This window comes from Enterocloster sp. (assembly GCF_057861365.1).
This window is the reverse complement of record NZ_DBMACH010000007.1, coordinates 192467-204331: the sequence shown is the minus strand read 5'-3', so window position 1 is coordinate 204331 and position 11865 is coordinate 192467. Positions and strand designations below refer to the sequence as shown.

The following is an 11865-nucleotide window of genomic DNA, read 5'->3' as shown; positions in this document are numbered from 1 at the left end:
CCATATATTACTATATAATAAAAACAAAAATTTGACAAAAAAATAAGCCTGTTTCAAGGCTTTGCAGTATCCTTTTTAATTTTGATGTGTCAAACTCCCGACAACATACAATTCCCAAATATCTGATATAGCAGTAATCTTTATTTGTTATTGAATGCCAGATTATACCTATTTTTCGTGTATATGATATACTTGTGGTATAATCCATATACTAAATAAGATAAAGGGTGGTACTATGCAGATTTTTGTAGATGCAGATGCTTGTCCGGTGGTTTTCATTGTGGAAGCAGTTGCGAGAAAATATGGGGTGGCGGTAACGCTGTTATGCGATACAAATCACATATTGTATTCTGATTATAGTGAGGTAGTGGTTGTTGGAGCCGGCGCGGATGCTGTAGATTATAAGCTGATCAGTATTTGCCATAAAGGAGACATCGTGGTATCGCAGGATTATGGAGTAGCAGCTATGGCTCTCGGCAAAGGGGCTTATGCGATTCATCAGTCAGGCAAATGGTATACAAATGAAAATATTGACCAGATGCTGATGGAACGGCACTTAAACAAAAAAGCGCGGCGGAGCAGCCAGAAGAATCATATAAAGGGGCCGAGAAAGCGCACCGATGCAGATGATGAAAGATTTTTTCAGTCTATGGAAAAATTGGTATTGATGGCTATGAAAAACTGTTCAGAAGATACAGAGAGAGGGCAGAACGCGTGAATGAGAAATATCAGCTTTATTATTATTGGAATCATGGCATGTGCGATCAGTGTGGAGCACCAATACTGATTTTAAATGAGGCATTAAGCTACGAGGGCAATGATCAGCAGGAATTACAGGCTTTTTTGGATGAGCACGCAGAGTGCCGGTATTTTTCTAATAAAGATGAACAGAAAATTTTTGAAGAAAACGGTGGCTGCAAAAAGTTGGAAGAAACATATAATTACAAGTCACCATATTGGGCCATGCGATCTGTAGGAAGCAAATCCCTGCTGGGTCAGTTTTGCTGCCGCACATGTAGAGAAAAATGGATCCGGGAAAGAGAAGCCGATCATTTGAAAATTTATACATACTTCTGGGAATTGCGAGAGTACGCACTGAAAGTAGCCCCAGAACCATGTGATAATCCATCTGGAATTGTTGTGTTTGATCTGGAGACTACGGGGTTGAACAGTAACGATAATGAAATTTTACAGATCAGTGCGGTTGATGGAAACGGGGATTTACTTCTTAATGAGTATGTCAGACCAGAACTGATCAGGTCATGGCCAGATGCAGAACAGGTGAATGACATCACACCAGAGCGGGTAAAAAACTGTAAGACCATCAGAGAACTGATAGGGAAGATAAAAGGCGTTTTTGCATCAGGGAAAACATGGATTGCGTATAATTGTGATTTCGATCTCGGATTTTTATTCTTTGCAGGTATCGAACCAGGTACGAATACTGAATTAGAAGATGTGATGCTCGATTTTGCCGAAATTTGTGGGAACTATGATAAGCGGTACGGAACCCGACGATGGCAGACGTTAGAAGCGGTCGCCGCACATTTTGGGTATAACTATAAAGCGCATGATTCTTTGGAAGACGCAAGAGCCACACTGTATATTAGGAATAGAATTAAGCGGGAAAAAGAAATATTAGACGAATTGACTGCCCCATTTCAGACGGTGAAAAGACAATAGACTTAGGAGAAATGATACCTTACTTGCAGTGTGAAAATGATACCTCATTTATATCGGAAACAACCCCAAATTTTTCGGCTATCCAAGATGGGTGAAAAATTTGGGGTTTGGTCATTCAAAATGTGCAGTAAAATCAAGAGGATTACTGGACTTTTAATGAGGAAAATGATACCTGATTTATGTAGTAGGGGATCATTTTTTCTGAAATTAAATAGTGAATTGTATGGTGCAGAAAATTGGGGGATAGATTATGCGGAGGGCAGCTATATCTCGAAGCTGCCCTTAATGCAAAAGGCGGATTTGGAAATTATAAGATACCTATTTCTTCCATTTCGTTGCACAATTCTTCGAACGTACCGGTAACATAGTTTTTTGTGGTGCTGATATCGGAATGTCCTAAAATATTTGAGAGCATGACCAAATCATGCGTCTTGTCGTAAAAGGATTTGGCAAAAAAGTGGCGAAGTGCATGGGGATGTGCCTTTCTTTTATCAATGCCGGCATTGGCAGCAATGGTCTGGATCATGTTATAAATATTTTGCCGTTCCAATGGTTTTTTATTTTTATCAGTGAAAATAGGTCCAGATGGGATGTTTTTTTCAATGACATAATCATTAAGCATTTCCTGAAGTTCCCGGATTAATGGAACTTTTCTGTTTTTATTCTTATTTCTAATTGTGATTTCCTGTTGTTGTATGGATTCAACGGTAATAAACTGCAATTCTGAAACACGGATACCAGTTTGTCCGAAGGCGCGGATCATCAGGTTAACCTTTCTTTTTTGAGGTCGACTGCTTTCTTCCAGGAGTTTATGGTAATCTTCCGGGGTAAGAATAGCATAGGTGGCTTTTAATTCTTTCTTTTGAACTTTTTCTAACTGAACAAAACAATCAGCACGGTCCAAAAAGGTCAGAAAAGAATGAATGGAACACAATTTTGAATTTACCGTGGAAACGGCATAATGCTGTTCCAATAGATATTTTTTATAATTCAGGCATTGTTCTTTCGAAATTTCTGCGCCGGACAAAAAAGTTATGAAGTCAGTTACATCAGAAATGTATTTGCTGATTGTATTCTTGGATCGCTCATTTGCTATTAAAAAATCCCGATAAGGTTTCAAATTATCTGGAGAGAAAGAGGGTGTGTCGGTAATGGTATCGGAATTTGTTCTGTCACAGCAATCCAGAGGATCAGCTGCAAAATTCGGGTTTTCTAAGTGGGGCAGAATATTTGGCGTATTCGTTAATTCTGTATAAATGCTGCCAAGTAAGGACTTCAGCATGTCGAGATCTTTTTCTTTAAATTCCGCTTTTATATAGTGCAATAAGGTTTTTTTAATATCAACAGTAGTGGAACTGACTGTATTCATCACATTACTCCATTCATGCGCATTCCGTTTTAATTGGACACTCCGATTATATAGCGAACGTGCGTTTGTGTCAAAGAGCACAAACGCAAAACTTCTTGTTCAGAAAATAAATGAATGGAAGTTTTGCTTTTTTTTGATTTTATAATGGTCGTTTTTTAGGTAAAATGCCTAAACCGGATATGGTATCTAATATTGGAATATTAAAATAATGACATAATCCGATTTATGACATTATTTTACAATTATTTTTTCTTAAAAACAACGCAGATGAAAGTTTTTGACTGTGAGACTATTAATAATTTCGCTTATTTTTAAATATTGTTGATTAAATTATTAAAATTGTTGCTATTTTGTATATCTCCATGGTTTCATAAATCGGATTATGTGAAAAGAAAGCAGGGGGAAACGTGGCATTAGAACATGATACACAGGTGCTGGCAAAGCAGATTTTGGAGGATTTGAAGCCTGAATTGATTCTTCCATCTCCTTATTCCATATGGGATCCCAGCAAAATGAAATTTGAAGTTGCGGGTGTTACAAATCCGCAGTCATTAGCGGAGATGCAGGCGCTATTGGTAAAGAAAGCATTTACCGTTTCTGATATGTATATTTTACGTGTGATCCGAATGCTTGGGCATGCGGATCTGTTATCAATCTGTACAGTGCTGATGGCAGAACGTGAAAAGGAAGAACGAAAAGCCAAGGAGGAAAATCGGCCGACGCGTTGTATTCCGAAATTGGATCGGCGCTCCCTGAAAGAACGCCTTGATATGTTGGCAATGAGTGGTTTGGTTATTGTTGAAAAGTTTCAGATCAATGAAACCGTATACGCATATTTAAAGAGTGCAAAATCAGAAGCACACCAGACCCGGCAGATGTATTCTCTTACTGCCCATGCAACATACGCTTTTCGGACCATGTTGGAGGCGGATCAGCAATTAAGGTTTGATTCAAAAACAATATGGCTTAATGAAATGACAAAAATGGAGCGGGCAAATGCTGGGTTACTTGCGGCGGTTTTTTTGAAGCAGAAGTATATGTCAAAATATATATTTTCTTATCGCCTGAAAAATGTGAAGGGTATAGATGAGTTGCCAGCAATTATTGATTTTAAGAAAGAAGGAGTTATGCCTACTCGCCTGGTGATCTTCGCGGTTAATTTCTATACGAATGAGAGGATCGTAACCGAAAAAGATCATTCGTATTATATAAATTCAAAGATTAGGGGATTTTGTGCAGCTCTGCGTACAGTAATCCATGAAACCACAGGAAATGGATCTGCGTTTGCGGCCATCATATGCGAAGACGCTAAAGGCATACAAAAAGTAATTTCCATGATCCAGAACATTGATGAGCCGCTGATGAAGCATTGCATTTTTACGACAGGGACGGTATTGATATCACGGAGCGCGCTTTCAAAGGCGGATGTCTTGCCAGGATGTTTTGTAGAGCCGGTATTCAACACGGAAAAGGCGCGGTGGCAGATTGTTGGAGCAACAGGTTTTTATTTCCTGGAAGCATAAGAAGGGAGGAAGTGGACTGCCTGGCAGCGGACTTAGGCAGGAAATTAAATGGCAAAAATAATGAAGGACATGGCACAGGAGCAGGCTCTTTTAGAAGTGGCCGACTTGCTTCAGCAGCTTAAAATATTGGATAACAGTACTAAAAATCCGGAATCTTCGCTGAGCTGTACCTATCGCGTTGGAAGTGGACGAATGCAGCGCCTTCCAATTTCTGAAAACTATCTGGTTAGTATGATTGCAACTGTTCAGACTGACTTGCAGAAGAAAATAAATAGCCTTTGTAAAAAATATCGTATTGAACTGGAAGCTGATGAGGCAGCATTGATGGGAACGGGGATGGGAGAGGATATTGAGTAATCCACTTTGCTATAGCCTGCAGTTTCGACTATAGCGGTTAGCTTGGGGAAAGATTGTAGAGGATGATCTTCACCGGTTAGAGAAGCAGAAAAGACTGTATGGTAAAGAATTCATTATGTCATTTTTGAAATTGCTGCAGAAAACAGAATTTATTGATCGATTGATGGAGATTTGCAATGAATAAAAGAAAATCAATGAGCCGTTATGCCTTCTTGCTTTTGGGAATTGTGATTATGTCAGAACCGGTCCTGTCTTATGGTTATACGATAAAACAGCCGGTGGAAAGTGAACTTTCTGCATATGGAAATGCTTTAGAGGATACAGACCAGAATGCAACAGTGGAAGTTGCCCCGCGGGAACTGGTTTCATGGAAGGTTTATTTTGTAGATGAAGAGAGCAGACAAATCCAGTTATCTGCAATGCGCAGTGGAACGATTTTAGAGGGTGAAGAGCTGGTTATACCATATGCGAACAGCCTGATCGTAAACGGGCATCGCTGGCTAGCAAATGAGGACTCACCATACCGGATAAATGTATATGGGCCGGGTGAAAAAATCATCTATATCACTTATTCGGATGAAGGATCTGTCGGGGATGCAGACGATCCAGAGGCGTCGGAACGGGAACGCTTTGAAATGTATCTTGAAAGGGTTAAAAAAGCGGATGCAGCAATCACTGGAAAGGAAGCAGAGGAGATTCTGGATGATCAGATAATTTGTGAAAGTAACGCCAAATGTTCTTATCGTCTGCGAAGTCTGTCAACGCAGATAAAGAATACTGCTGCCACTCCTGTTTATGTGATTGCGAAAGACTGTGCGGCAACAGGGGTAATTTTGAAGGAATTATACAGTACTTCTGTGGAGTACAGCACAAATCTTCTGGATACGATTCAGCTGGATGGAGCGGAATATAGAATTTACGTGTTTCTCGTAAATAAAAAATTTGGAGAAACTTGTAGTCATAACTGGAAACTGGAGAAGCGAACAGAAGCAACATGCCTGTCATCAGGGTCAGAGAAATATGTTTGCAGTATCTGCAGTAAGACAGAAGTAAAAACGTTACCGGCCCTGGGGCATGTGGATGAAAATGGTGACTCATTATGTGACAGGTGTGGGAAGCGCACAGAGGAACAGAATGACGGAGACCGGATCACGGCAACGTATAGGCCATCCCAGAGTGAATATCAGATGCAGTTTGTCTGTGTGAGTGAAAACTTTCAGAATGGCTATCTTTATATTTCGGATACGGGAATACCGGCAAGTGAATTTGGAGGTTATGGATCACTTGATTATATGCTTTCCAATCCATACCAGGCTTTTGTTGGTACATTTGCGGACTGTTTCAGCATTACAGGGCAGGCACTGATGCCGATTGATGCAGATGGTGCGCTTGCGTATGCAGCTATTATGTCTAAGGAAGAAGTGCTTGCATATCGTGGGCAGATAGAAGGTGATTACATTACAAGAACCGTAGAAAATGGACAACTTGTGGTTGTACATGAGGATGGTTCAACGAGCCTTGTGGCACCTACGGATGATATGTTGCTTCGCCCGGCTATTGTGCTCAGTGCTCCAGATGCCGGTACCGCGGATCCAATCTATTGGTCAGTGGGAGATGTCCAGAAAGTAGTGATCGATCAGAAAACTTATGAATTTCGGTGTGTAGATACAAATTATTATGATAAATCCGAAAATCATCAGAAACTGGCATTGTTCCTTTGTGATGATGTGATTCCGGCAAATTATGGAAGTGAGTATTCATATTTGCCAGATGGAGAGGGTGATATGAGCCAGGTATTTCTCCCGGGACCCGTAGTAAATTTTGGTGATGAAAGTGATTATAAGTATTCCAAGATACATAGTTGGCTGAGCGAGCATCAGAATGGAATTTTTCAGAGCTTTAACTGTCATATTGGCGTGGACAGTGCATTTACCGGAAGCACAGGTAAGGGGCGGTTCAGTGAATTAAGTGACCAGGATTTGACTGTGCATAGTATCGGATATCAGAGACTGACAGCCAGACTTTTTAGCTTATCGGTGGAAGAGGCATTAAAGTATAAAGATTATCTTTGGAAATTAGGTGATACGGATTCGGATAATCCGGAAGCGGTAACCGATAATTTCTGCAATGGATATTGGCTGCGTTCTCCTATGGGGAATACAGCTGCTGACAGTGGATATGCCTATATCGTGGATCTGGTCAATGGAATGATCCGGCCAGAGGCAGTGAAACCGGATGGCAGTAGTACTGATGAAGAGTTAAGGGTAACTACTTCGATTGGTGTAAGACCAGCCTTTGCGGTACCGCAGGGATGATCATAGAAAATTAGTAGGAGGAATTTGAATGAGGAAACGAGGCGTTGTGATCTTAATGGCAGCTGCACTTACCGCTTCTGTTCCGGCAACCGCGCTGGCTGATCAGTTTGCCGGTCAGATAGCTTTGAATGGGGAGGCTGCTTCGGAAGATGTTGTTGATGAGGAAAGTCCGGTGGACATGGATCAGACAGAAGAAGCAGAGGATGAAAACCATGAAGAGTCGGAGAACGCGGGTTTGGAGGAGACGGATGAGGCAGAAGCAGGAACGGAAGAATCGGAACCCGAAGAGTCAGAGGAAGAGGTAAAGGAATCAGAAAAATCTGATGAGAGCAGTGAATCAGAAAATGAAGATGCTGCCTCAGAGGGATTGGAATCGAAAGAAGATGAGTTAGAGGACGAAGACACAGAAGAGACTGAAGAGAAGGAGGTAGTGGACGAGACAGAACTGGCGGATGAACTCCAGAAAGAACCGTCAAAAGCGCCAGAAGAGGAAGCCGGGGATATGCCGGAAATCGGAACGGAAGAATTTACAGCATGGTTTAAGAAAAACTGTAAAGAGGATTTTTTATGGGAGATGCTGGCAGAGCATTTAGAGGATGACACATTTTTTACCTGGGCGGTAGAACACGATAAGCTGTATTATAAAGCATTTAAAGCCTATCAGAAGATCCTGGAGAAAGACGGGCAGCCAGATGAAGAAATATCTTCCGAGGTAGATGCAGAAACAGAAGAAGACATGGCCATACTGGATGAAGAGGTGGAGGAACTGACATGAAAAAACGTAGATATCGAAGACTGTTTGCGGTGCTGACTGCTGCGATGTTTAGTGCCTGCAATGTTTCCACTGCGCTTGCAATGCCACTGCAGGAACTCACGGAAGATTATCAGGACTTCAATACAAAGCTAGTTGAAGAGAGTCGGCCGAAGGATATTGGCAGTGATGCATTTTCAGAGTGGTTTTTTACATATTTGGAAGAAGAAACTCTGTGGGACTGGTTTTACGGTGTTATGGAGGATGATACCAATGAAGATTACAGCGCACTGTATTCCTGGTATGAAAAAAATCAGGAGCAAATTGCAAAGCAGTTGGGGACAAATGCCACGGCACTTATGGCGAGCAGCGTAGGTGATCTTTGGAATAACTGGATCGACGGTAATTTTGATCTTACCGGAGACGGAACAGAGAGTAATCCGTATCAGATTGAAGATCTGGAAGATCTGATGATCATGACACAGGCAATTGCAGCTGGTACAGGTAATTATGATACTGCCTATTATCGGTTAATGGGTGATATTGATCTTTCTTTTGCCATTAACAATGGAAACTGGAATCCAATCGGCTGGTATCAGAATGCAGCACAGTTATCCGGTAATGTATCCAACAGTTTTAAGGGTACTTTTGACGGAGATGGCCATACGATCAGTGGCCTGAAAATTGTAAACATTTCAAAAAATCTTCAGAATGTTGGCCTTTTTGGAGTCCTGGATGGTGCTGTTGTAAAAAATCTGGCCATTGAAGATGCCCGTGTATATGGATATAACCATGTTGGTATTCTGGCCGGCCAGATAAAAGGAGAGTCCGTGATCACGGATGTGACAGTTGAAGGAACGGCTGCTGCCAACACATCGTCTGGTGGGTATGCTTCTGATGCAGCAGTAGGCGGTCTGGCTGGAAAAATTTCCGGGAGCAATTCTGGCTCCAGGGCTACGATCGAAAATGTAACAGCAACCGTGAATACAGTGAACCTCGGTGCTACCAGTAAAACGGGCGGTATTGCTGGTGAAGTGAGCAATGCCTATATCATTGATACCAGCGTATCCGCGACTGGAAATAATATCCTGGGAAGATATTATGTAGGCGGTATCGTCGGAGCAATGAGCAGCGGTACGTCCATTTACAATGTGTCCGTGGACGGAACAATTGGCGGAAACGGTTCCTACGCGGTAGGCGGTATCACTGGTCATTATGAAGGCGGAGAAATTGTCGTTGCCCGCATGTTCGGAGAAATCGGGAAGACAAATGCGGGGACGGCAAGAGAAGGTATCTTTATCGGTACCCGCAAAGATTCCGTTGATATGAAATATGGCACAACCTCTGGGAAGAACCTGGCGTACTGGTTCACGACCGCGGCTAATAAGACCAAAGCGATTGTCGGAAGCGGAAAATCAGCGGATATGACGGTTACCAATGCGGCCCATATTGGATACTGGAATGATAATGAAGTTCATTATTATTTGAAAAATGGAGCTAATGAGACCTATGATGCCAGCAGATATTTCTATGAGGAACTGGAGGACGGAATCCGCAATATTGTAGTCACCAGGCTGGACCGGGATTTTACGGTAGCCGATTACGAGAATGGCTTGCCATTTTCCATTGATCATTATGCACCGGGAACATATGGGCAGCCGGTGAAAGGCTATTTATTATCGGTCAGTCGTGTAGATGTAGCAAATTCAAATGGCACATTTGATCAGGATGTGGCTACTTTTACGGCATATCCGGGAGGTGCCAACAGTTTTTACCGGATCATCGATAAAGATAGTTCTGCTGCTGTCAGACCGGGAGAAACGGTCCATGTAACGACTGCGGCCAAGAATACAAATGGAAGCATTTATCAGATGGTAACGGATGAAAATGAACCTGGCGGCGTAAAACCACCAACTTATACGGATGAGGATGGAAATCCGCAGGATATGACGTATCAGATTGGTGGAGGATATACGTTTGAAATGCCAGAGCATAGCACAGAGCTGGATGTGGAGTACATCAGAACAACCTCAAAACTTTCCATGAATCCGGCCAATGTGACGTTCCATGTGGTACAGACCCGGAGCGGGGATCGGAAAAATCCGACGGTACAGACAGTAGTATTGGATGGCAACAACAATCAGCTTGCAACTTATACAGGAAATGATCTTTCCGCAATAAATGTTAATCCGGTTACTGTAAATGCCGTACACAATGATACCGGAGCAAGTACGGATAAAACACACAGTTGGAGCATTGATGATTCCGATCTTGTGGTAAATGCCTCTGATGCAGGTTTTGTGGAAACGGCTGCAAAGATCAAGCCGAATATGGACGGCAGTTGGATCAATGGCTTGTTAAATAAAGCGGTAAAAGCGCAGCAGGATAATAACTACTTAAGTGCAATTCCGGCCACGGTGACCAGCAAAAATGCAATTTTGACAGCTTCGACCAATGCGGACACCTCACCGGATCATAAATCTGTTTACGGAAATGTGACCGTTACGGTTGATTTTAAGATTGTGGATGAGACAACGCTCCGCGTTGAAGGAGTGGAATTAAACAAGAACAATATTACCTATACCATTACCAGAAAACTCACTGGAGACCGGAAAAATCCGACAGAAACCATTTTTGCAGATGAACCGCAGATCCTGGCGGCAAGTCTCAGACCGGCCCAGAGTTTTACCCAGAATGTGCGTTGGGAAGATGAGAATCCCAAACAGTATTTAAAGATTACTCCACAGGGAAGCTTTGAGCATGAGTTGAAAGTGGAAGCAAAGTATGATCCGAATGGCGCTGATAACCCTGCATGGATCCAGAATGTCATTAATGCAGATAATCAGAAGCGGGATGCGGATCCTTATGAGAAGCTCTCCGGAACAGCAACGCAGGTAGAGCATGTGACCGTTACCAGTGAGGATGCTACGAATGGCCACCAGACCGCAGACTGCGAGGTTACATTGAAATTTGTCACAGTGGATGAGACCGTCATTCACCCGGAAAGTGTTCAGATGGGCCAGCAACAGGTGAAATTTGATCTTCAGGCAACCAAAGAGGGTGATATTAATTCTGCAGTGAAAACCCGGACTGGATTTGATCCGGTACAGCTTAGCTGCACCGTACTGCCGGATTGTAGTTCAGATGCTTTACATACACCATATAACCGTGAAGTAATCTGGTCCGTATCGGATACGGATGTGGCAAGTATTTCCCAGACCGGTCTTCTGGCACCGAATCCAAATGCACAGTGGATTAAGGATGCTGAGCATGTAGCGCCGTATACTGGAACCAAGACGATCAAAGCGATTGCAACGACTGTTGACGGTCAGAAAGTGGGCGAAACCACGGTCGTTTTAAATTATGCTGCAAGGTGTATTGAGATGCCGGAAACAGAAACTCTGGATCTGGTACTCACGATGACCGGAAGAAGAAACTCTCCAACCTATACATTTGGTGATATGCCGCAGAAACAGGTGATTGCAACAACATATCAGGAAAAACGACCGGTTACTTACAGTTCTTCCAATACATCTGTGCTGCAGGTTTCTGCAGACGGAACGATCCGGCCAGTTCAGGATGCTGGTCTGAAGTGGATCAGAAAGGCGTGTGTAAGTCCGTATACGGGAACAATTCAGGCGGTTATTACCGGAACGGATGCGACTGGTTCAGACAGCACCGTTGTGACATTAAAAATTACAGTATCCGACCAGACAACCTATTCATCATCCTCCAGCGGCGGCGGTGGAGGTGGTGGCGGTGGCGGAAGCCACAGCTCAAAGACAGTAGCCACTTCTGGAACAACACCTGCTGCCAGCAGTCTGCCGGAATATGTTGTGCGAGGAACATGGACAGAAACAGAGTAGC

The 11865-nt window shown here is 42.8% G+C and carries 8 protein-coding genes; 7 read left to right on the top strand and 1 reads right to left on the bottom strand.

The features are described from left to right. The first annotated feature begins 235 nt into the window (after positions 1 to 235). Both ACZM6M_RS09910 and ACZM6M_RS09905 read left to right on the top strand, forming a co-directional pair. Positions 236 to 718, top strand: coding sequence for a YaiI/YqxD family protein (locus tag ACZM6M_RS09910; RefSeq protein WP_118656268.1), 483 nt, complete (start codon positions 236 to 238; stop codon positions 716 to 718). Beyond that, positions 715 to 1683, top strand: a complete 969-nt coding sequence (locus ACZM6M_RS09905; protein WP_489490301.1) for a 3'-5' exonuclease — start codon at positions 715 to 717, stop codon at positions 1681 to 1683. Before ACZM6M_RS09910 ends, ACZM6M_RS09905 begins: the two co-directional genes overlap by 4 nt. 307 nt (positions 1684 to 1990) lie before the next feature. Here ACZM6M_RS09905 and ACZM6M_RS09900 read toward each other — a convergent pair whose 3' ends face one another. Beyond that, positions 1991 to 3052, bottom strand: coding sequence for a tyrosine-type recombinase/integrase (locus ACZM6M_RS09900; RefSeq protein ID WP_118656265.1), 1062 nt, complete (start codon positions 3050 to 3052; stop codon positions 1991 to 1993). A 407-nt stretch (positions 3053 to 3459) separates the two neighbouring features. Between ACZM6M_RS09900 and ACZM6M_RS09895 the strand changes: the two genes are divergently transcribed. From ACZM6M_RS09895 to ACZM6M_RS09875, 5 genes are all read left to right on the top strand, one after another. Further along, entirely contained in the window at positions 3460 to 4575 is a 1116-nt protein-coding gene (locus ACZM6M_RS09895; RefSeq protein WP_118656263.1) for a hypothetical protein, read from the top strand. Between the two features lie 48 nt (positions 4576 to 4623). Beyond that, entirely contained in the window at positions 4624 to 4932 is a 309-nt protein-coding gene (locus tag ACZM6M_RS09890; RefSeq protein ID WP_118656261.1) for a hypothetical protein, read from the top strand. 176 nt (positions 4933 to 5108) lie between these two features. After that, entirely contained in the window at positions 5109 to 7247 is a 2139-nt protein-coding gene (locus tag ACZM6M_RS09885; protein WP_118656259.1) for a DUF6273 domain-containing protein, read from the top strand. Between the two features lie 28 nt (positions 7248 to 7275). Next, positions 7276 to 8022: a hypothetical protein gene (locus ACZM6M_RS09880; protein ID WP_118656257.1), complete on the top strand. Its 747-nt coding sequence runs from the start codon at positions 7276 to 7278 to the stop codon at positions 8020 to 8022. Further along, positions 8019 to 11864, top strand: a complete 3846-nt coding sequence (locus ACZM6M_RS09875; RefSeq protein WP_489490297.1) for a hypothetical protein — start codon at positions 8019 to 8021, stop codon at positions 11862 to 11864. Before ACZM6M_RS09880 ends, ACZM6M_RS09875 begins: the two co-directional genes overlap by 4 nt. Position 11865: the final 1 nt, after the last annotated feature.